The following is a 19646-nucleotide window of genomic DNA, read 5'->3' as shown; positions in this document are numbered from 1 at the left end:
CAAAGATACTCATTCATAGTGAGAAGGACGAATAAAACAGCAAGAAAACGCCCCTTGCGGAGCATAAAATTGTCGCAAGAGGCGTGTTTGATAATCAGGGTACATAAAACAGGTCAAACTCCACTTTTCGTCGTTTGACAAGCCCTCTGAGGACTTTGCCCTTGTATCGGCAGAAAGATATAAATTCACGATAGAAATTCCTGTCGCCCGACTCTATCTTCCGCAGCAATTGGCTCTTAGCATATTTGCCGTATCCCAGCAATCTGCCCACTCCGACATTATAGGATAAGACGGCAAGAAGCAAGGCATCCTTCCCATAGTCCTTGAACATCATCAGACGCTTCATCAGGTCTGTCCGAAGCAGGGAGTCCGCCTGCCGTTCCGTCATCGCCGCCGTGAACCGCTCTCCGGGCAGAAGTCTGTGTCCATAGCCTACATATGGGTAATCTTTCCAAGTATGTAAGCCCTCAAAATGTTTGATGCAGACAACGGCACGCTCAAAAGGTGGCAACGAGAGCAGGGCATTCCTGCCGTCCTGAGCGGAAAGCCGTAAGCAGGAAAGGCAGACAAGGTACAAGACGACAAGTTTACTTCCTATCCTCATTCTTCTTCTTTTCCTCGTCCTTTTGGCTGTTGAACTCAAACGAGAGTTTTGCCGTCTGTCCGAAATTGTCCTCCACATACACGTCTATCGTCTGTTGGTCGGTGGAAGCGGAGGTGTAGTATAGCCTGAACTCCTCTTTTGTGAGCGGATAGCGGTCATTGGGCTTGAAGTTTGTGCCGTTATCCATCCTCAATCTCCCCCTGCCATCGGGTTGGAAATAACGGATGGTATAGCGTGCGTCTTCAAACCGTCCCTGTCGTTTGAGCGTGCAGCGTATCTCCGCCGTCTGCCCCTTGACAATGTGCTTCTGTACCGGCATTGTCTCTACCGTGAACGGATACGCCTGCTGAATATCCAACTCGTGATTACAAGCAGATAGGCAAAACCCCACAAGGGCAAACACTCCCATTACCCAAATCGTATTCAATATTTTCTTCTTCATTGTTCGTTATCGTTTTGTTGTTATACATTGTTTTCTGCTTTCTTGGAGAGCAGAAACTCATTCAAATCCTTGTGGTCGGCATACAGGGAGGAACAGTCGATGACCTTTTCCCCGAAGCAGTCGTGCAACCTTTGAAAAGTCCTTCGCCCCGCATCGTCATTGTCGAGATAGCATTCTATCCTTTCATAGCCGTGCAAGGCTCTTACTGCCTTCTCTACGTTGGAAACGGAATTAAGAACAAGCCAATCCGAAGCGATGATGCCAAGTTGCATCGCCGAGAGGTAGTCCATAAAGCCCTCGAATACGGCACACACGTCAGAGCCGTTACGCTTCAGTGAAATGTCTTTGGGCGGTATGCAGCCCTTGAAGATGCGGTTGCGCAACTCCAGCCCTCCTCCCATATTACGGAAGCCGATGGCATAATACCGTTTGCCATTCACACGATACCTCACCTCTTCGCAGTTGGGAATAGCAACGTGAGAATCGATACCCCGTTCTTTCAAGTAGTCCAGCAGTCTGCCATTCAATAAGGGACGCCCCTCAATATCCTCAAAGGAGGGTTCTCGTTCTTTTTCTCTTGGCGATTGCTCCATAACGGGAAGCGGACAAGATCCGTTCCGCGCGATGAATGCCGCCCGCAGGAGGAAATCCTCACTTCCGATAAACTCTCCTGCCAAGTCGAAGATGTCGCCGCCTTTGCCCATCCCGAAATCGAACCAAACATTCTTGGCGGTATCGACCTTGAAAGAAGGTGTCCGCTCCGTGCGGTACGGAGCGGAATACCACAAAGCGTTTCCTTTCTGTTTGGTCGGATGAATTCCCATTGCGTTCAGGAAGTCCGCAATGGGAATTTCTCTCATCTTCTCTACCTCCATCATCAGTCAATCATTATTTTCAGTCCGACACCGTATTGCGTATGAAAACGCCCCGTGGAGCTTCCCCATAGGCAACGCTCCCTGCCATAAAGCAGCAACACCAACCTGTTCGACAGATAGGTCTCCGCCTGAAGGGTAACGGCACCGCCATAAAGGAAGCGGTCCTTATTGTGTAGCATAGAGCCATCGAACAGCAGTTTCTTTCCACCATTGACCGTCTCGTATCCAGCCAAGGCTGAGATACCGGCAGAGAGGAAGAAGGTCTTGCTCCCGTCCGAAAGCACGCCAAAGAAGAAACCTCCCTCGCCCGTGAACTGTTCCGTAGGGATACGGCTCTCCCGATAAGGGTGGTATCTGCGGAGATACTCCGCCCCAAGCACCCATTGGCATCCTCCTTTCGTGTAGGTGGCAAGCGCAGCCCCGAATGAGTATCCTGTCTCATTCTTGGAAGAGGGAGAATAAAAACCATCCGCCATACCGGTGGTCAGGCGTATGCCTTTCATCTTGGGCAGACAGCGTTGGGCGTGCGCCTGCCCTGCAAAGAGGGCAAGCATCACGACAAACAGGAAAAATGCGAGCTTTCTCATATTACTTCACTTTGAGTTCGTTGATTTCCCTCGCACGCACAAGGTCTTCGTTCTCCACAACGAAAGACTGGTGTCTTCCGCCGTTCTTCTCGTGCATCTCCACAATGAGCTGCTTGTCATCGGGGATGGTGAACTTTTGCAGAGTGAATACCGTGCGTTTGCTCTTCTGCCCCGCCACGCAGGTAACATAGTTGTAGGCACGCAGCGGAAGCAGCACTTGTTCCTGCATGGCGGTCTGCTTGGCGACCTTCTTGTCCACGATTTTGAACGTGATGAAGTCGATGTCGAACGGCACGTTGGACTTGTTACGCAGTTCCGTATGGAAGTACAGCAGTCCGTTATGCGAGTACAACCCTTTGAGCAGGTACTGAATACCGAAGGACTTGCTGCCGATGTGCTTCACCGTCCGCTTGTCCTCCTTGTGGATGGACTTCATGATGAGCCTTACCAGCATCGGACTCTCGCTGCCAAGTTCCTTGAGATAGACCTCTATAGCGTTGTTCGGGCGGTTTACGCTCGCCTCGTCGTGGATAAAATCCGCCATTTCCACATTCAGAAGCAATGGCTCGTTTGCATACTTGACATTGAAGGTGTAAAATGCCCCGTCTTCGGTGATGACACTCATGTTCGTCTCCTCACGGAAGTCTTTGACCGTCGCTTTCACACGGATGACGTTCTCCGCTCCGTCCGCTTTCCCCGCAATAAGGTTGGGTGAACCCAAATCCACATAGCGTACGGCAGAGGGGAAGATGATGTGCACCGTCTTGTCGTAGGTGATTTCCAAGCCGTGAGGCGGTATCATCCGCTCAAAGGCAATCTTGCGGGTCAGCCCCTCATAGAGGTCTCCCGTTGAAGTCGTTTCCTGTGCGTTGGCACAGAATGCACCCAGCATCAGGGCGATGGATAAAACTGTTCTTTTCATTTTTACTTTGGATTAAAGTGGTGAATAATAACTGTGAATTATCTGTTTAATCGTTCCTAAGGAACGGCAAGAGGACTTCCTAAGGAAACGTTTCGGTCGTTAGCAAGGAATCGTTTTTGCCTTTCTTCTAATTACTCCTTGGATTGATAGAGCAGCACCTTATAGCCTGCCTTCAGATGCACCTTGACGGTTCGCATCTTCTTCGCAAAATATTGGCTCGTACCCTGTATCAGCCCCTTACCCAAATCGGCGGCAAGCTGTGCCCCTGCATCGGTAGAGATGTTCACGCTGCTGCCCACGGACGTCCCCATACCCGCGGCAATCTCCTTGGCGGCACTGCGTTCCATCGAACCGGGAATGAATATCCCCGCCTGTCCGTCCGTGTCGTACACCGCCAATTCCACGGGGATGATATTCCCGAGATATTCCAGCGAGGTAATGAGCACGTTCAAGCGTTCGCCCTGTATATTCGCCACGCCGACCACCGAGGTGTTCCGAGGGATTTCCTTGCTGGATACCTGCATCGGTTCCAAGAGACGAAAACGTATCGTTTGCCCGTCCGTAACCGTCTGCCGGGTGTGCACACAGGCGGAAATGGTATTCTTCTCCGTCAGCGGGGTTGTTCCGATGGCGGTATGGAACATGTAGTTCCTCTCCTTGACATATTCGGAGCAGAAAGTCGAGTCGCTCATCGGCTGTGCCAGAGCCGACACCACTTGCTCGCTCACAGGGGCAACGGGAAAGGCTACCGCCTTCCCGTTTCGGGTGGTTTCGACCGCTTTCCTTTCAGAAGCCATCTCCCCGTCCGATGCCGATATCATATTGGAAGATGGCTGTCCTCCGCCTGATGGCATATACTTTGCCGCCAGTTGATAGGACTTTTCAAGCAGAGCCATTTGGTCATTGATGGTTGCCATTGGTGTCTGCTGCTCGCTACTCATGCGGGCTTCCAACTCTGCCAATCGGGCACGCAGTTCTTCCTTTTCAGGGTCTTCCCTCGGTGCTTCATAGAAACTGCCAAGCGTGCGGTTGATGTCTTGGTAAGCGGAAGCCGAAGCGTGGAATCCCTCTTGCGGAGCAGTGGTGCGAGAGCCGAAGCCGTTGTCTCTTTCCGACAAATCCGTCTTCAAAGCCAACTCTTCGGAACTCTGTACCGGTTGTCCTCCTGTCATCTCCCCGAACATGGAACTGAGGCTTTGCATCGCCTGACTTCGTTCCTGTTCCTTCTGTTCCATCATCTCCTTCTCGTAGGCTTTCTTCTTGTCGCCGATCAGTTCGGTTGCCATCGGGTCGGGCACTTCCGTGTTGAAGCCCTTTGCCTGTTTCTCTTCTTCTTTCTCCGATGGAGCGAAGATGAGCCACATGGAGCCTGCAAAAAGCAGGAACATCAGAGGATAAATGACAAACTTCTTTCGCCTTTGTCTCTCTTCCTCCGTCAGCTCAGGCGAGGTGCTCGTATCGGAGGCTGTCTTTCTTTTGAATGGGAACATAATCGTAATACTTTAATAGGTTGATACTGTCGTTGGGATAGAGCCGCCTTACTTCAGGGGCTTCAATATGCTCGATTGCCGGCAACGTTTCCTCTTCGGAGTCTCCGTCGGAAAAGATATGATACAAACCGTTGAAGAAAACATAGTTGGCAAGGAAAGCGAAAAAGAGAAGCATCGTCAGGACGACATACAGCCTCAGATGAGCGGGGATGCGTCCGCACAGGCGGCGGAGGTGAGACTCCATACCCTCCCGCATCATTTGGAACAGACTTTTCTTTTTCATCGCTTACGGGTACTGATGTCCTTGTTTTCCACAATCTCGAATCCCTCGATGTTGAATCCGTTCGGGTTGTCGTCGCTGCGGCTCGTATTGAGCAGACGGCATACGGTCACGAGACTGCGCTCGGTCACGTTGGTAGCACGGATAATCATCTGCCGGGCATACGTCCGTACCGCATAGGGATAGCGGTCGAAGTCACAGAGTACGCTGTCCACCTGCACGACCTGATTGATATTTCCCGCAACGATACGGTTGTAGTACCCTTTCTCGGAGAAATCCCGATAGTAGTTGTAGGCACTCTTGTCCGCCAAGAGCAGCGCACGGGAGATATTCCCCTCGATGGCACTCTTATCGGGCGAAAGGGTAAAGAACAGTTCGTGGAAGCGGCGCACATGCTCCTTGGCTTCTGCAGGTCTGTTCTGCGACAGATCCTGCGAAAGGGCGAGCATCAGTGACTTACCGCCATCCAGCACATAGATTTTCTGCCTCTGGGCTTCGGCGAAGGAGTAGGCACTCCATACCGAATAGCCCGCGAGGGCGGCACACAGGCAGACGACGATCAAAGTAAAGAGGCGTATCTGCCTGAAACTTGTTTCGATATTCTTTAATGACTTAAATTCCATAGTGTTTCGTTCTAATTTATTATTCGGAAGGATTGTCGCCTTTCCTGCGGAAAAGCCTTCCTGCCACATCTTTGGCTTTTTGTCCGGCACTATGCAGCATCTGTTTTCCGTGTCCTCCGGCGAAACCGCCTGCGGCTCCGGCAACGGCTCCCGTAATACCGGCACCCTTTCCTGCCGCGTAGTTCACGTTCTTGCCGAAGTTCCCCGCTCCACCTGCCTGTATCACCCAGCCCGCAACCGTGGGAATGGTGAAGTAGCCGATGATGCCGATAATCATAAAGACGAGGTACACTCCGTTCGAGGCGTCTATCGTATAGGCAGGGTCGTTCTGCAACTGTGTGATGTCATGCTTGAGCATCAGTTCCTGAATCTTTGCCAGCATCGAACTGAACAAGTCCGCCACGGGCAACCACAGATAGATGGAGATATACCTCGTGAACCACTGCGTAAGGGTGCTTTGGAAACCGTCCCACACGGAGATGGCGAAGGCTATCGGTCCCAAGATGGAGAGGACTATCAGGAAGAATGTCCGAAGCGTGTCGATGAGCAGGGCGGCAGCGGCAAAGAGCAGTTCCAACAGTTCCCGCACCATATTGCGGAACCATTTCTTCAGGTTGTACATACTGCGTTCCACGTACATCCCCGCCATTGTTGCCATGTCCGAGGGAGCGATGCCGAGTTCATCCAGCTTCTTGTCGAACTCCTCATTGCTGACCAGATAGGCTGTTTCGGGATTCTTCACCATCGCCTCGTATTCCAGTTTGTCCCGTAACTTGCGGTATTCGTCCATGCTGAAGGTCTGCTTTTCGAGCATCTTGTGCGTACCCTGCACGATGGGACTAAGCACCCCGTTGATGGTCTCCAGCACCATCGGAAAGAAGAGGATGCAGAGACCAAGGGCAAAGGGACGGAGCAAAGGATAGACGTCGATGGGTTCGGCACGGGCAAGCGTTTGCCATACCCTGAGTGCCACATAGAAGAGTGCACCCAAGCCTGCAATGCCCTTGGCAACGCCAATCATGTCGCCGCACATCGGCATCATCTCCGTATAAAGGGTACGGAGGACTTGGTGCAGGTTGTCAAATTCCGCTCCCATGACTACCAATACCTTTCGTTGTCCGTTCCATAGAGTGAGAGCACACGGTTGGTATCCTGCTGCTTCTTGGCTCTGAGGTAGCTTACGGAGATGTTCTTGTTCGTGTAGTAACGCACGAGGTTACGGTAGTCCCTCACCTCCTTGTAGCAGCGATCCACCACGTCCATACGCTCCTTGTCGGTCATCTTCAGCGTGGTGATGTTCACCACCTGCTTCAGTTCCTTGAGCAGGTTGTTGCTCTCTCCGAGCAGTTTGGTGTAACCGTTGGCAATGGCGACCAGCTCCTCCGGGCGGAAGTTCGGGTCGGAGAGCATCTTCTTGTAGTTGTTCACATAGATGTCGGAGATTTCCCCGACCATCAGGATGGTCTCCTTCACCCGTTGGGCATCCCGCACGAGGTCGTTCACCCTTTTCAGGGCATCATAGTATTTCTTGCTCTCATTGTAGAGCTTCTCCACCTCTTTGAAATTGTCGAGCGTGTTCTTGACCGTTTTGGAGGTCTGCACGATTTCCTTGGTCGTGTTGATGATGCTCTGTGCAAGGTTGGTGGGGTCTGTGACCACCCATTGGGCGTGTGCGCTGCCTACCCAGAGGCAACCGCACGTGATAAGCATTAAAATTTTCTTTCTCATTTTACGAATTGATTTTGCGTGGATACAATGCCGCTTGACTCGCTCGGGAAAATATGACGTCTGTTTTCTTGAAATATGACGTCATATTTTCGAGGATATGATGTCATATTTTTCGGACTTGTAGTATCACGCGGTTAAACTTTCATTGATTACTCTTCTTCGGCGAGCTGCCTGACGGCAAGTTCCATGTTGCCGCCAAGCCGCTCGGCACGGGCAAGCACCCGCATCTTCTCGGTCTCCTCCGTCGTATAGGTGAGGTATTCGGCTTTCGACACTTCGGTGGCATAGACGGCGGACTGCACGCCGCCCAGTCCGATCCACACCTCCTTGTACGACCGTGTGGCATCGTTGCTCTGGTTGATGGAGAGGATTTGTCCTCGCTCCTTGTCCGTCAGTCCCAAGAGTGCCTGAATCTGGTCGAACTTGTTCATGTACTTGCGCTGATCGAGCAGTATTTTGCAGTCGGAGTTGTTGATGATACTTTCCTTGACAATAGGCGACTGAATGATGTCGTCCACCTCCTGTGTCACCACGACCGCCTCGCCGAAAAACTTTCGTACCGTCTTGTAGAGGTATTTTATATACCCTGCCATATTTGCAGAGGCAATCGCCTTCCAAGCCTCCTCGATGAGGATGACCTTCCGTATTCCCTTCAGCCTTCGCATCTTATTGATGAAGAGTTCCATTATGATGATGGTCGTGATGGGGAAAAGGATGGGATGATCCTTTATCGCGTCGATTTCGAAGACGATAAAGCGGGCGTTAAGCAGGTCAAGCTGCTTGTCCGAGTTCAGCAGGTAGTCATATTCTCCACCTTTGTAGTACGGCTCCAGCACGTTGAGAAAGTTAGCAAGGTCAAAATCCTTTTCCCTGACCTTTTTCTCACGAAGCAGAGCCGAATAATCGGTGGTGAGATACTCGTAAAAGCTGTTGAACGAGGGAACGATGCCATCATCCGTCTTGATACGCTCGATAAAGAGCGACACGGCATTGGAGAGGGCGACCTCCTCCGAACGGGTGGCAGGCTCGTTGTCCTTTTTCCAAAGGGTCAGCAGCAGGGTCTTGATGCTCTCCCGTTTCTCCACGTCGAATACCTTATCCGTCGTATAGAACGGATTGAAACTGATGGGGCTCTCATCCGAATAGGTGAAATAAACCCCGTCCTCTCCCTGCGTCTTGTGGCGTATCATCTCGCACAAGCCCTGATAACTGTTTCCCGTGTCTACCAAGACGATATGGGTGTTCTGCTCCCAGTACTGCCTTAACAGGTGGTTGGTGAAGAACGACTTGCCCGAACCCGATGGCCCCAAGATGAACTTGTTGCGGTTCGTGGTGATGCCTTGCTTCATCGGCAGGTCGGAGATGTCGAGATGAATCGGCTTGCCGCTGCGGTCTGCCATTTTGATGCCGAACGGCGAGAGCGAATCACGGTAGTTGGTCTCCTCGTTGAAAAAGCAGACCGCCTGTTCGATGAACGTGTAAAAGCTTTCTTCTGCGGGAAAGTCGGCTTCATTGCCGGGAATGGCCGCCCAGAAGAGCGTCGGTACGTCCACCGTGTTGTGCCGAGGCTTGCACTCCATCAGAGCCAGCTGACTGCCCACATCGTTGCGGATACGGCGGAGTTCCTCCTCATCCTCGCTCCACGCCAAGACATTGCAATGGCAGCGAACTGAAGTGAGTCCGAAGCTGTGTGCCTCATTCAGATACTCGTCTATCCATTGTTTGTTGATTTGATTGGATCGACTGTAACGGGAGAGCGAGTGCATGTTCCGTGCGTTCTTCTCGAAGCGTTGCAGGTTCTCCGCACTGTCGTCAATCAGCACATACTGGTTGTAGATATGGCTGCACGGCAGCAACAGTCCTACGGGAGCAGCGAAGGAGAGGCGGCAGTCGCTGCGGTCGGTGGAGAGACGTTCGTAACGCATATCCGTACCGACCAGTCCGGGCAGGTCTTCCGTATCGGAGAGCGTATGCAGGCAGAGCCGCTTGTTGCCGATACGCATACGGTCGGCTCTCGGGTCGATGTCCTCCAATACCGTCGTGTCGGAGAGGGAGAGCGAGAAATACTTCTCTATCAGTCCCGGCTTTTCCTCCGTGCCGACAATCTCTTCGTCGTTCAGTCGGGTAAGACGAACAAAACCGCACTCGTTCATAATCCGCTCAAACTGCTCGGTCGCTTCGATGAACTTGCGGGCGGTATCCTTGTCTCGTACCTCCTTGGGGATGATGTGCCCACGGCAGAGCGTGGAAAAATTGCTCTGCTGCCGGCTACGGTTCTTGGTCGTCTTGGTCAGGAACAGGTAGCAGGCGTGGTTCAGGAAGGGTCGCTCGTTGAAGTGCCGCTCGAAACTGCGGGAGAGGAAACTCATCTCCTCCTTCTGCAAGTCCGGACGGTAGCCCTCCTTGACAAACCAGTCCTGCTTGTGTACGACACTGTAGGTCGGCAACACTTTGATTGCTTTTACCCAAGCCGAATGAATGGCGGCATACTCCGCGCTCGTCACCGTATAGAGTTCGGGAAGCTCGACCCGGAAGGCGACCGTGATGTCGGCATCCTTTGAGAGGATGCACCCCTCTTCGACGGCAAGCAGCGGGAAGCGGTTTTCCAGCGTGGTGGCTTTTAAGATGTTTCTCATTCTTTCTCCTCCTTTCCTTCGTTCATTCTTTTATTCTCTCTTCTCTTTCGTCTCGGCAGTTCCTTGTGCCGCAGTAGACGGGGAATGCGTCGTCGGTTGATAAGATAGCGGGGATGGCTGCGCAGCGCGGAACGCTTCATCAGCCCGTGTTCCCCGTACTTCCTGTTCAGGGAGAAGGTCTGCCACACCAGAACGGATGCGGCAGTCCCTCCGAAGCCGATACAGATCCATTGATTGACACCCGCCATATAGAGGATGACAAACAGCACGAAAAGGGCGAGAAGCCCTCCGGCGAAAATGAACAGGTATTGGCTTTTGAGTCCCTGAAACTCTACCGAGCGACCGATTCCCTTGTTGATGGGATAGGTCTCCATAGGCTTAGAGGAAGAAACTTCTCAGGATGGTGGCTGCCACGATGAGGAAAATACACGCTCCGAACCAGCTTGCGGCGGTCTTTGAGGTGTCGGGATCTCCGGACGAGAACTTTGAGTAGACCTTTACCCCTCCGATAAGTCCCACGACCGCACCGATGGCATAAATGAGTTTCGTGGCAGGGTCGAAATAGCTCGTCACCATGCTTGTCGCTTGGTTGATACCCGACAAACCGTTGCCTTGGGCAAAGGCAGAGGAAATGGAAAGCAGCAGAATGGCTGCGATAAGAAAATGTTTCTTGGTCATAAATCTTTGTTTTGTGTCGAGAGGATTGGATATGTCCTCCCGACGGATGAATACTGTTGTTACTTTCGGATGTTAGTGGTGGCTCTCTGAGAGTCAGCCGTACTCTTTTTCTTTCATTGCTTCTGTTGCATTAAAGGGTTCATACGATTGGGTCAAGACCGTTCGGAAGGGACGTTATGCCTTTTCACCGCTGTAAAGTTCCTCGAAACGGGCACGGATGATCTCATCGATCGTGGCCGAGCGTTTCTCATCGCTTCGGAGTGTTTCCATCAGACGGGTTCCTTCCAACTCACTCAGCGTATCGCCGGTTCGCTGTCGCTCTGCTTCGGTGTGGGCGTGGCGGTGAATGACCGACAAGGCTTCCAGCACCCGTTCAAAATCAATTCCCATGGCGTATTCGCTTTCCCCCTGTATGGGAAGTTCCTCGTCCTCCTCTTCAAAGGGTGGAGAATCGGAGGACTCATACGTTAAAGGAATCTCATCTATGTCGGGCAGATCATCCGGCTCTTGCGATGGCTCTTGTCCGTTTTCGAGGGCAAATGTAGAAGCCTTTTTTGCTTCCGCCTCGCCTTTTGGATAACTGCGTACTTGTGGCGTCGAGTGGCTGAGCTTGAAGCGACTTTTACCGATGGTTTCCGCTTCACTGACCGCTTGACAAGTTTTTTTCTCTTTTGCTCTGTTCTTTCTCTTTCTTCGTTCATACGAGAGAAAAAGAAATAGCCACAGGAGATAGAGCAAGAGAGCGGCAAGGACTATTCGGTACATAGGCGTTGCAGGATTTCGTGAAGTTCATCACCTAACTGATTACAGAGCCTGCTCAACTTCCCTCCATAGGGCGGAAGGAGGGTACAGACCCCTCTCCTATGCTCGGAAAGCAGCGGACGATACAAACGGGAGTGGCTCAATGAGGTCTGCATCAGCAATGCTCCCGTTTCATCGGCAAGGGTGCGACAGCGTTCGTCGGCTTCCTCACGTTCCCAAGCCTGTATCATAGTGCGGAGCAGGTAAAGCTCACGGATATTGCCCTTTCCCATAGTCAATATCTGCTCTCCCAAGATGTCGATGAAATGGCGGACGGCTTCCATATCCATCGGACTGCCCGTAACGGGAAAGACGACGGCATCCATTGCTGAAAGCAGTTCTACAGTTCCTTCGGTACGCATCAATGGAGGGAGGTCGAAGAGGATGCAGCGAGGAGGATTGTCCACACAGTGCCGCTCCACTCGGTTCAGGGCTTCCCGCACCGGAGTGCAGATAATCGGATAAGGGGTGCAGGGTGTCCGATGTTTCAGATGCATCAGGCTTTGATGATTTAGTTCTTCCGACTCTTGCTGCCGCAGACGGGCGATTGTATGGGCGGGATGGTTGCAATCCACGACGGCGACATCGCATCCTCTGTGGTAATGCAGAATGCTTGCGGTAAGTACCGTAAGCGAGGTTTTGCCGACACCACCCTTGGGGGAAGCGATGGCAAGATAAATGGGTTTACTCATATTTTCTCTTTTCTTTGAGTGGGTGAATACTATGTCTTGATAAATCGTTTGTAATCGAAGTTGCCTGACTGAACCTCTTTCGGAGCTTCTTCGGCAACGCGCTCCAGCAGCTCGCGGACACGTTCCCCGGCTGCTTTCTTAATCGCTTGGAACATCGGTGAGTCGTGTATCTTATAGATAGTTTCGGCGGCTTTTGCGGCTTCCTCTATCGGGGCATTCTTACAAGAGAGGACACTGCCCATTTGTTGCAGTTCTTCCGCTGTGATGCTTTCCGAGAGGGAGTAGCTTTCACCTTGGACTTCCACCAAGACATAATCTTCTTCCTCTTCGATACCGACTTGCGAGATTTCTTCTGACATTCCCGTTTCAGGCGCTTGTTCTTCGTGTTGCTCTTCTTCAATGGGCAACTCGGCTAAAAGGACATTCTCCTCTTGGAACAGTTCCCTTCTAGGGATGCGGATGGTGACGACGAATTTTCCCTTGCCTCGTTCCCTGAAAAAGAGTTGCAAGTCACGGTAGAGTCTTACAGCACTCCGATAGCGTCCGTACAGGAAGCGGGCAACCTGTACGCTGCCGAGATAGGCTAAGCCTACCGACAGCAGAATAAAGATGACCTGCTTCATCGCTCGAAACGTTTACGGAATTGTTGTTCGAACAAGGCGTCTATCTCGTCGCGGTGCATCTCCAAATGATGCCGGAGGATATGTTCCACGAATGCTCCAATCGTCAGTCTGCCTGCGGCTGCCACATAGACGATTTCGGCAATCTCTTCCTGTGTCTTTTTGGAAATGAACACCCCCTTTCGGTCTCCGATGTTCAGGGGCTGAAGAAAGGCGGTTTCATAATCGCTCTTCTCTTCCTGAAGGAGACCTGTAGGATGTCCCTCGGAATGCTCGATGAGCGTGGTGGAGTTACGGATGGTTACTTTGGAAGAGACGCTTTTTCGTTCTCTGCAGGACTCTTTGCCTGCCATTGGTCGGTTTGTTTTCTGTTTCATATCACAATAATTTCTTGAAGTTCTTTTCACTTAATCGGTTGATTTCTTCCTTGTAATCCTCCAAATGTTTGAGCAGGATGTTTTCCACGTACATGCCCAATGTCATCTCCCTCTTTCGGATGAAGAGGACGATTTCCGAGAGTTTGTCCTGCAACTCTTTGGAGATGTAGATTGCCTTGCGGTCATACAGGTCATTGCGGTGCATGAAGAGTGAGATGTAATCTCCTTTGGCGGGATTCTTGCGACGTGTTCGGATGGGAAGTTGCAGTTCTTCCGAGACCTCTTTCCGTGTTTCCGGAACAGACACATCCACCTCTTCGACGGAGGCAGGCGGTATCATCTCACTCTCTTTCTTTTTCATCGGGATACCCTGCGAAATCAGTTCCCGGATGGCGACGGGATCTATCGCCCCTTTATTCTTCTCTGCCATACACTTCAGGTTTTACGATGGACAGGATTTCCTCCACAAGCTCTTTCAGACGACTGCCTCTGAGCAGCGTGCGGGAGGCAGGAAAAATAGTCGAACGGAAGAGGGTCGTACCCTCATCCATCACTTCCTTTTTGTAGCGGGTCGTATTGGGAACTACCGTCTTCAAGAGAGGAAGTCCCAACTCGGCAATGACCTTTTCATACATCGCATAGAGGGGTGTTTTCTCTCTGCCGTCCACCATGTTCCAAAAGAGGTAAATCCCTTTGTTGGCAGTGTCTGTATTGTCGGTTATCGCCTCCTTGATGATGGCTGAAAAGCTCAGCGTGCTTTCCAAGGAGATACGGTCGGCAGAAATGGGTGTGAAAATATAATCCATACCGGAGAGGGTGGTCAGTACACCGTCATTGTTGATGGTTCCGGGCAGGTCAAAAAAGACGAAATCCGTATCCGGTTCGTGCGTCTCTAGATACTCCCTGACCGTATCCACGGCTGCCTCTGCCGTGGCACAAAGGATGGTGTATGTGGGCTTTTGCAACTCGGAGAATTGGGTGGCTGCCAATTCTTGCAGCGCGGGGTTGCGATCAACGCCCTGTGCGTCACGCTGGCGCATGGCATTGATGCTGAATTGCGGATAGTCGCAATCCACCACAATAAGGTTGTACCCGCAGGCATAGTGCAGGTAACTCGCCGTCAAGACCGTAAAGGTCGTTTTGCCGACACCGCCCTTTTGGGTGGAGAAGGCAATGAAAACAGGTTTCTTTTTCATTTCATTTTCTGTTTAATGGTTCTACATATATGTGAGGAAAGGCGCATGCACGCCTTGGCTTGTTTCCTTGAAAAGGCAGATATGGAAACGAGTCTGTGAGGGAATAAATCCCCGGACAGGCATACGGCGAGGCATTCCGATAAAGGAACACAGACTCGCCTTTCGGGATATGTCCCTCCCTGTATAAGGGTGGAGCTATATGACGGGAGTCATACTTGCACACGTCCACCCATCCATACGTCCGCCCTTGTACCCTTGCGCAAGGGTACAAGGGGCGACGGGTGCAATAACTTGTACATATTCTCATTTCTATTTCCATTTCCGTAATTGTCTGTTCAAATGGCTGCGGACTGGTTTTTAGACTTGGGCAGGCAGGTATGTCCACCGCCCCGCAAACAACCATCCGACGGGGCAAATATAGAAGCCTTTACCCCCTTGTTTCTGCCCTTTTTGCTAACTGCGTACTTGTGGCTTCGATTTGCGTATTTGTGGCTTCGTAAAAGATAAGTGACTTAGGCACAAGGCTTAGTAACTTTGCACCCAAGCGGTAAGCCGAAGTTTTCGAGGCATGAAGCGTTCTTTTTTGAGAGACTCGACTTCCGTCCTTCGCAGACGGATTTATTTGCGCCGGAGCAAATAGCAAGATATGTCCTGCGTTACCCGAAATAAATTCGGTAACTCAGAACTCTTGCTCTTGCAGAGGGCTGAAAAAACTCCGAAGTCGTTTTTTCCTGGAAGAGAGAATGACTTGTCTTGAATGCCGGTGATGCCGTGAAACCTCCCGAAAGGGACTCCATCGTGCTTTGCACATCTGTCCCCTTAGAGAGAAATACAAACCATTAAAATCCAAAGTAAAATGACAAAAAGACATGTGGGGAGACCCTTGAAAAAAGAGAAAGCCAACCATTGTTGCATGGTTCGGTTTACGGACACGGAGTTTGCGCGTTTCCTGACGCTTTATGAGCAATCAGGAGTCCCGAACAGAGCGGTTTTCATCAAAGCAAGGGTCTTTGATGAGACTTTTCGGGTAATAAAAGTGGATCGCTCGCTGCTCGATTACTACCAAAAACTGACGACTTTGTACGGACAGTTTCGCAGCGTGGGAGTAAATTATAACCAAGCTGTGGTCGCCTTAAAGAGTAATTTCACCGAGAAAAAAGCCTACGCCATGCTTGCCCAACTGGAGAAACTGACTCTTGAATTGGCGGCTATCGGAGGCGAAATCGTACAACTTACCCGTGAATTTCAGGAGAAATGGTCGCAAAGATAAACTATGGCAATTCCCTTTACGGTGCTTTGGCGTACAATGGAGAGAAGGTGAACGAGGGCGTTGCCAAGATTTTGGATACCAACAAAGTGTTCTCTCCGGTTGATGGAACACACAATATATCTGCCTGTATGCAGGACTTTATGGCATATATGCCGAGTCATGTCCTCACTAAAAAACCGGTTATACACATCTCCTTGAATCCGCATCCCGATGACACCCTTACCGATGAGCAGTTCTCTGCCATCGCACGGGAGTATATCGAAAAGATGGGCTACGCTAATCAACCCTTTATCGTTTATAAGCACGAGGACATAGACAGGCATCACCTGCATATTGTCACCTTAGCCGTCGATGAACGGGGAAAGAAGATTAACGATGGCAATAATTTCTATACCAGCACCCGTATTCTCAAAGAACTGGAACAGAAGTACGGTTTGATTCCTGCACAGGTGCGGAAGGAAAGAGAAGCGTTTCGCCTGAAAAAAGTCTGCTACGGCGACGGAGAGAATCTTAAAAAGCAACTGGCTTCGGTTATCAAACCGGCAGCGAAGTTCTACCATTGTCCGAGCTTCAAAGAATACCGAGCCTTACTTTCCACCTATAATATATGCGTGGAGGAGGTCAAGGGGGAGGTAAACGGAAAGACTTATATGGGACTTCTCTACTTTGCCACGGATAACAAGGGGAATAAAGTCGGGAAAGTGTTCAAATCCTCTCTCTTTGGGAAGTCTGTCGGATATGAAGCCCTGCAAAACAGGTTCAAGGCTTCAAAGGAGAAACTGAAAGAAAAGCATCTTGCACCCAAGACCAAAGCAGCCGTAGTTGGAGCATTAAAGCGTTCTGCCACAAGAGAGGATTTCAGGGGAAACCTTCATCGCAGGGGTATTGATGTCATCTTCCGAGAGAACGTGGAAGGTCGGATCTATGGTGTCACCTTTATAGACCATAACAACGGCTGTGTTGTCAATGGCTCGCGATTGGGCAAGGAACTTTCGGCAAACGCCGTTGCCGAGTGGTTTGACCGTCCGCATCCCGAACTGTCCGATTCTGTACAGCAGAGTGAAAAAAGTAATCTTTCCCAAACTCCGACCTCGGATGAAGACTCCGTATTGGGTGGTCTGCTTGACCTGCCGTTGGAGGATCACGGTACGGATTGGGAGGAAGAGCAGTTCAGAAGAAGGATGCAGCGGAAGAAAAGAAAACAACGTAAACTATAAAAACAACGGATTATGTCACAACAAGAAGACGATTTGAGGGCACTGGCGAAAATCATGGATTTTCTGCGTGCCGTAAGTATTATATTGGTGGTTGCCCATCTCTATTGGTATTGTTACGAAGCCATCAAATTATGGGGTCTGAACATCGGTGTGGTGGACAGGATACTGATGAATTTCCACCGCACGGCGGGACTGTTCGGAAATATGCTCTATACCAAACTCTTTGCGCTGGTACTGATGGGGCTTTCCTGTCTGGGTACGAAAGGTGTGAAAGAGGAGCATATCACATGGTCGAAGATAGGGGCATTCATGGGCGTCGGCTTTGTCTTTTTCTTCCTCAATTGGTGGATACTTGCCTTGCCACTGCCCATAGAGGCGAATGCAACTCTCTATACCTTTACGATAACTGTTGGATATGTGTGCCTGCTGATGGCAGGACTCTACATGAGCCGACTACTCAAAAACAACCTGATGGAAGATGTCTTCAATCAAGAGAACGAATCCTTTATGCAGGAAACAAGGCTATTGGAAAACGAGTACTCGGTCAATCTGCCGACCCGTTTCTATTATCGCAAGAAGTGGAACAGAGGCTGGATAAACGTGGTGAATCCTTTCCGTGCGGTCTCCGTCTTGGGAACGCCGGGCAGTGGTAAGTCCTATGCCATCATCAATAATTTTATCAAGCAGCAAATCGAAAAAGGTTTTGCCATCTACTGCTACGACTTCAAGTATCCCGACCTCTCCATGATTGTTTACAACCATCTGCGGCATCACTCGGAAGGATATAAGGTCAAGCCGAAGTTTTACGTGATCAACTTCGACGACCCTCGTCGGTCGCACCGCTGCAATCCGATACACCCCGATTTCATGAGCGACATTTCAGATGCCTACGAGTCAGCGTACACCATCATGCTCAACCTCAACAAGACGTGGGTGCAGAAGCAAGGGGATTTCTTCGTGGAGTCGCCCATTGTCCTCTTCGCTGCGATCATCTGGTATCTCCGCATCTTTGAGGGTGGCAAGTATTGTACCTTTCCGCACGCCATCGAGTTTCTCTGTCGTAAATACGAAGACATATTCCCGATACTAACTTCTTATCCTGAATTGGAGAACTATCTTTCTCCTTTCATGGACGCTTGGCTCGGAGGGGCGGCTGACCAGTTGCAAGGACAGATTGCTTCTGCCAAGATACCTTTGTCAAGGATGATAAGTCCGCAACTCTATTGGATTATGACGGGCGATGATTTTACACTCGACATCAATAACCCCAAGGAGCCTAAAATCCTTTGTGTGGGGAACAATCCCGACAGACAGAATATCTACGGAGCGGCATTGGGGTTGTATAACAGCCGTATCGTCAAGCTCATCAATAAGAAAGGTATGCTGAAAAGTTCCGTGCTGATAGATGAGCTGCCTACCATATACTTCAAAGGGCTTGACAATCTGATAGCTACCGCACGTAGCAACAAAGTGGCGGTATGCTTGGGCTTTCAGGACTTCTCCCAGCTGAAGCGTGACTATGGAGACAAGGAAGCAGCCGTAGTGATGAATACCGTCGGAAACATTTTCTCAGGTCAGGTAGTCGGCGAGACGGCAAAGACCTTATCGGAGCGTTTCGGGAAAGTGCTTCAAAAGAGGCAAAGTATGAGTATTACCCGAAGCGACAAGACGACCTCCATCTCCACGCAGATGGACAGCCTGATTCCGCAGAGCAAGATTTCCACGCTCACGCAGGGAATGTTTGTGGGAGCGGTTGCCGACAACTTCTCCGAACGTATCGAGCAGAAGATATTCCACTGTGAGATTGTGGTGGACAATGCCAAAGTAGCAAAGGAAACAGCCGCTTACCGACCGATACCCGTTCTGACGGACTTCACGAATGAAAACGGAGAGGATATGATGGAGCAGGAAATCAAGGCAAACTACGACCGGGTAAAGACGGAGGTTCGGGAAATCGTGGAACGGGAGTTGCAACGGATTGCTGATGACCCGGAACTTTCCAAGTTGCTCAGTAGCAAAAAATCATAAGAAATGGGTATGCCTTTTATTTGATGAAGAGAGTAGAAAATCGTATTTTTGAACACGCTAAACGATTACACTATGAATTGTTTCAATCATACCCAAGAACCGGCGGTTGCCCAATGTTCCGATTGCGGAAAAGGACTCTGTCCTGAATGTGCAGCAAGGTATCAGCCGATACTTTGTACGCCGTGTTATCAGAAAAGAAAGGACAGGGCCATTTGGGATAATCTCTACTACCTTATCCTATACACCGCATTCTTTGTCATAGGTTATAAACTCGACTTTATGACCACCAAACGGATGCCTGACATGCAGTGGATGTCGGGATATGTTCTGATGGCTTTCTGGGCAGGGTATGTGTTCATCAACAAGGTGCTGCCGTGGAAGATGACGGCAGGGACGACAGGGCAATGGAATTTCTACTATGTATTCAAATTCCTGCTTTATCTCGTAGGTGGTTTCTTTGTCGCTCCTTTCGTTGTATTTTGGACTGTATATAAGTTCATAAGAGCACTTCGCCGATAGAAGATGAGGGTGTGTCAAAATGTAAATTTATCACTTGGTAACTTTTAATCTGTAAGTTGAG

The 19646-nt window shown here is 50.5% G+C and carries 24 protein-coding genes; 4 read left to right on the top strand and 20 right to left on the bottom strand.

Annotated features, from left to right (window positions below; all coding sequences use genetic code 11):
* Positions 1 to 94: 94 nt before the first annotated feature.
* The 20 genes from KTR07_RS03920 to KTR07_RS03825 form a co-directional block, all read right to left on the bottom strand.
* A complete protein-coding gene (locus KTR07_RS03920; RefSeq protein ID WP_117981181.1) occupies positions 95 to 604 on the bottom strand; it encodes a lysozyme in 510 nt (169 codons plus the stop codon).
* Positions 588 to 1046: a DUF3872 domain-containing protein gene (locus tag KTR07_RS03915; RefSeq protein WP_117981180.1), complete on the bottom strand. Its 459-nt coding sequence runs from the start codon at positions 1044 to 1046 to the stop codon at positions 588 to 590. The genes KTR07_RS03920 and KTR07_RS03915 overlap by 17 nt, the downstream gene beginning before the upstream one ends.
* A gap of 20 nt (positions 1047 to 1066) precedes the next feature.
* Positions 1067 to 1921 carry a toprim domain-containing protein gene (locus KTR07_RS03910; RefSeq protein ID WP_117981198.1) on the bottom strand — a complete coding sequence of 285 codons (855 nt, stop codon included), beginning with the start codon at positions 1919 to 1921 and terminating at the stop codon, positions 1067 to 1069.
* Between the two features lie 2 nt (positions 1922 to 1923).
* Positions 1924 to 2508 (bottom strand): conjugal transfer protein TraO, encoded by a 585-nt coding sequence (locus tag KTR07_RS03905; protein WP_117981179.1) that lies wholly within the window; start codon positions 2506 to 2508, stop codon positions 1924 to 1926.
* A 1-nt stretch (position 2509) separates the two neighbouring features.
* Complete coding sequence (traN, locus tag KTR07_RS03900) at positions 2510 to 3430, bottom strand: conjugative transposon protein TraN (protein ID WP_117981178.1); 921 nt, start codon at positions 3428 to 3430, stop codon at positions 2510 to 2512.
* A gap of 131 nt (positions 3431 to 3561) precedes the next feature.
* The gene (gene traM, locus KTR07_RS03895; protein WP_117981177.1) at positions 3562 to 4920 is read right to left on the bottom strand and encodes a conjugative transposon protein TraM; all 1359 of its coding nucleotides are present in this window, start codon (positions 4918 to 4920) and stop codon (positions 3562 to 3564) included.
* Positions 4871 to 5203 carry a TraL conjugative transposon family protein gene (locus tag KTR07_RS03890; protein ID WP_117981176.1) on the bottom strand — a complete coding sequence of 111 codons (333 nt, stop codon included), beginning with the start codon at positions 5201 to 5203 and terminating at the stop codon, positions 4871 to 4873. Before KTR07_RS03890 ends, traM begins: the two co-directional genes overlap by 50 nt.
* The gene (gene traK / locus KTR07_RS03885; protein ID WP_117981175.1) at positions 5200 to 5823 is read right to left on the bottom strand and encodes a conjugative transposon protein TraK; all 624 of its coding nucleotides are present in this window, start codon (positions 5821 to 5823) and stop codon (positions 5200 to 5202) included. Before traK ends, KTR07_RS03890 begins: the two co-directional genes overlap by 4 nt.
* A gap of 19 nt (positions 5824 to 5842) precedes the next feature.
* A complete protein-coding gene (gene traJ / locus KTR07_RS03880) occupies positions 5843 to 6919 on the bottom strand; it encodes a conjugative transposon protein TraJ (RefSeq protein ID WP_117981174.1) in 1077 nt (358 codons plus the stop codon).
* 2 nt (positions 6920 to 6921) lie between these two features.
* Entirely contained in the window at positions 6922 to 7551 is a 630-nt protein-coding gene (locus KTR07_RS03875; RefSeq protein WP_181981925.1) for a DUF4141 domain-containing protein, read from the bottom strand.
* A 149-nt stretch (positions 7552 to 7700) separates the two neighbouring features.
* Positions 7701 to 10187, bottom strand: a complete 2487-nt coding sequence (locus KTR07_RS03870; protein WP_117981172.1) for a TraG family conjugative transposon ATPase — start codon at positions 10185 to 10187, stop codon at positions 7701 to 7703.
* The gene (locus tag KTR07_RS03865; RefSeq protein WP_117981171.1) at positions 10184 to 10561 is read right to left on the bottom strand and encodes a DUF4133 domain-containing protein; all 378 of its coding nucleotides are present in this window, start codon (positions 10559 to 10561) and stop codon (positions 10184 to 10186) included. The genes KTR07_RS03870 and KTR07_RS03865 overlap by 4 nt, the downstream gene beginning before the upstream one ends.
* A 4-nt stretch (positions 10562 to 10565) precedes the next feature.
* Positions 10566 to 10865, bottom strand: coding sequence for a DUF4134 domain-containing protein (locus tag KTR07_RS03860; RefSeq protein ID WP_117981170.1), 300 nt, complete (start codon positions 10863 to 10865; stop codon positions 10566 to 10568).
* A gap of 174 nt (positions 10866 to 11039) precedes the next feature.
* Positions 11040 to 11630, bottom strand: coding sequence for a conjugal transfer protein (locus tag KTR07_RS03855; protein WP_117981169.1), 591 nt, complete (start codon positions 11628 to 11630; stop codon positions 11040 to 11042).
* Entirely contained in the window at positions 11618 to 12358 is a 741-nt protein-coding gene (locus KTR07_RS03850) for a ParA family protein (RefSeq protein ID WP_117981168.1), read from the bottom strand. The genes KTR07_RS03855 and KTR07_RS03850 overlap by 13 nt, the downstream gene beginning before the upstream one ends.
* 29 nt (positions 12359 to 12387) lie before the next feature.
* Complete coding sequence (locus KTR07_RS03845; RefSeq protein WP_117981167.1) at positions 12388 to 12981, bottom strand: hypothetical protein; 594 nt, start codon at positions 12979 to 12981, stop codon at positions 12388 to 12390.
* Positions 12978 to 13331 (bottom strand): DUF3408 domain-containing protein, encoded by a 354-nt coding sequence (locus KTR07_RS03840; protein ID WP_117981197.1) that lies wholly within the window; start codon positions 13329 to 13331, stop codon positions 12978 to 12980. The genes KTR07_RS03845 and KTR07_RS03840 overlap by 4 nt, the downstream gene beginning before the upstream one ends.
* 25 nt (positions 13332 to 13356) lie before the next feature.
* The gene (locus tag KTR07_RS03835) at positions 13357 to 13785 is read right to left on the bottom strand and encodes a DUF3408 domain-containing protein (RefSeq protein ID WP_117981166.1); all 429 of its coding nucleotides are present in this window, start codon (positions 13783 to 13785) and stop codon (positions 13357 to 13359) included.
* Positions 13769 to 14551: a ParA family protein gene (locus tag KTR07_RS03830; protein ID WP_117981165.1), complete on the bottom strand. Its 783-nt coding sequence runs from the start codon at positions 14549 to 14551 to the stop codon at positions 13769 to 13771. The genes KTR07_RS03835 and KTR07_RS03830 overlap by 17 nt, the downstream gene beginning before the upstream one ends.
* A 1-nt stretch (position 14552) precedes the next feature.
* Positions 14553 to 14858 carry a hypothetical protein gene (locus KTR07_RS03825; protein WP_147399450.1) on the bottom strand — a complete coding sequence of 102 codons (306 nt, stop codon included), beginning with the start codon at positions 14856 to 14858 and terminating at the stop codon, positions 14553 to 14555.
* 549 nt (positions 14859 to 15407) lie between these two features.
* Between KTR07_RS03825 and mobA the strand changes: the two genes are divergently transcribed.
* The 4 genes from mobA to KTR07_RS03805 all read left to right on the top strand — a co-directional run bounded on the left by mobA (position 15408) and on the right by KTR07_RS03805 (position 19585).
* Positions 15408 to 15821, top strand: coding sequence for a conjugal transfer protein MobA (gene mobA / locus KTR07_RS03820; protein ID WP_024999196.1), 414 nt, complete (start codon positions 15408 to 15410; stop codon positions 15819 to 15821).
* Entirely contained in the window at positions 15806 to 17038 is a 1233-nt protein-coding gene (gene mobB, locus KTR07_RS03815; RefSeq protein ID WP_117981164.1) for a conjugal transfer protein MobB, read from the top strand. Before mobA ends, mobB begins: the two co-directional genes overlap by 16 nt.
* 12 nt (positions 17039 to 17050) lie before the next feature.
* The gene (mobC, locus tag KTR07_RS03810; protein WP_117981163.1) at positions 17051 to 19066 is read left to right on the top strand and encodes a conjugal transfer protein MobC; all 2016 of its coding nucleotides are present in this window, start codon (positions 17051 to 17053) and stop codon (positions 19064 to 19066) included.
* Between the two features lie 72 nt (positions 19067 to 19138).
* Entirely contained in the window at positions 19139 to 19585 is a 447-nt protein-coding gene (locus tag KTR07_RS03805) for a hypothetical protein (protein ID WP_117981162.1), read from the top strand.
* Positions 19586 to 19646 lie beyond the last annotated feature (61 nt).

It is taken from the genome of Bacteroides sp. MSK.20.82 (genome assembly GCF_019052485.1).
GTDB lineage: Bacteria > Bacteroidota > Bacteroidia > Bacteroidales > Bacteroidaceae > Bacteroides > Bacteroides thetaiotaomicron.
Note: the sequence above shows the minus strand (reverse complement) of the source record. Positions and strands in the feature narration are given on the sequence as shown.

Coding starts and splice junctions, on each gene's coding strand:
- KTR07_RS03920 (WP_117981181.1), bottom strand. CDS start 604: ATGAGGATAGGAAGTAAACTTGTCGTCTTGTACCTTGTCTGCCTTTCC.
- KTR07_RS03915 (WP_117981180.1), bottom strand. CDS start 1,046: ATGAAGAAGAAAATATTGAATACGATTTGGGTAATGGGAGTGTTTGCC.
- KTR07_RS03910 (WP_117981198.1), bottom strand. CDS start 1,921: ATGGAGGTAGAGAAGATGAGAGAAATTCCCATTGCGGACTTCCTGAAC.
- KTR07_RS03905 (WP_117981179.1), bottom strand. CDS start 2,508: ATGAGAAAGCTCGCATTTTTCCTGTTTGTCGTGATGCTTGCCCTCTTT.
- traN (WP_117981178.1), bottom strand. CDS start 3,430: ATGAAAAGAACAGTTTTATCCATCGCCCTGATGCTGGGTGCATTCTGT.
- traM (WP_117981177.1), bottom strand. CDS start 4,920: ATGTTCCCATTCAAAAGAAAGACAGCCTCCGATACGAGCACCTCGCCT.
- KTR07_RS03890 (WP_117981176.1), bottom strand. CDS start 5,203: ATGAAAAAGAAAAGTCTGTTCCAAATGATGCGGGAGGGTATGGAGTCT.
- traK (WP_117981175.1), bottom strand. CDS start 5,823: ATGGAATTTAAGTCATTAAAGAATATCGAAACAAGTTTCAGGCAGATA.
- traJ (WP_117981174.1), bottom strand. CDS start 6,919: ATGGGAGCGGAATTTGACAACCTGCACCAAGTCCTCCGTACCCTTTAT.
- KTR07_RS03875 (WP_181981925.1), bottom strand. CDS start 7,551: ATGAGAAAGAAAATTTTAATGCTTATCACGTGCGGTTGCCTCTGGGTA.
- KTR07_RS03870 (WP_117981172.1), bottom strand. CDS start 10,187: ATGAGAAACATCTTAAAAGCCACCACGCTGGAAAACCGCTTCCCGCTG.
- KTR07_RS03865 (WP_117981171.1), bottom strand. CDS start 10,561: ATGGAGACCTATCCCATCAACAAGGGAATCGGTCGCTCGGTAGAGTTT.
- KTR07_RS03860 (WP_117981170.1), bottom strand. CDS start 10,865: ATGACCAAGAAACATTTTCTTATCGCAGCCATTCTGCTGCTTTCCATT.
- KTR07_RS03855 (WP_117981169.1), bottom strand. CDS start 11,630: ATGTACCGAATAGTCCTTGCCGCTCTCTTGCTCTATCTCCTGTGGCTA.
- KTR07_RS03850 (WP_117981168.1), bottom strand. CDS start 12,358: ATGAGTAAACCCATTTATCTTGCCATCGCTTCCCCCAAGGGTGGTGTC.
- KTR07_RS03845 (WP_117981167.1), bottom strand. CDS start 12,981: ATGAAGCAGGTCATCTTTATTCTGCTGTCGGTAGGCTTAGCCTATCTC.
- KTR07_RS03840 (WP_117981197.1), bottom strand. CDS start 13,331: ATGGCAGGCAAAGAGTCCTGCAGAGAACGAAAAAGCGTCTCTTCCAAA.
- KTR07_RS03835 (WP_117981166.1), bottom strand. CDS start 13,785: ATGGCAGAGAAGAATAAAGGGGCGATAGATCCCGTCGCCATCCGGGAA.
- KTR07_RS03830 (WP_117981165.1), bottom strand. CDS start 14,551: ATGAAAAAGAAACCTGTTTTCATTGCCTTCTCCACCCAAAAGGGCGGT.
- KTR07_RS03825 (WP_147399450.1), bottom strand. CDS start 14,858: ATGAGAATATGTACAAGTTATTGCACCCGTCGCCCCTTGTACCCTTGC.
- mobA (WP_024999196.1), top strand. CDS start 15,408: ATGACAAAAAGACATGTGGGGAGACCCTTGAAAAAAGAGAAAGCCAAC.
- mobB (WP_117981164.1), top strand. CDS start 15,806: ATGGTCGCAAAGATAAACTATGGCAATTCCCTTTACGGTGCTTTGGCG.
- mobC (WP_117981163.1), top strand. CDS start 17,051: ATGTCACAACAAGAAGACGATTTGAGGGCACTGGCGAAAATCATGGAT.
- KTR07_RS03805 (WP_117981162.1), top strand. CDS start 19,139: ATGAATTGTTTCAATCATACCCAAGAACCGGCGGTTGCCCAATGTTCC.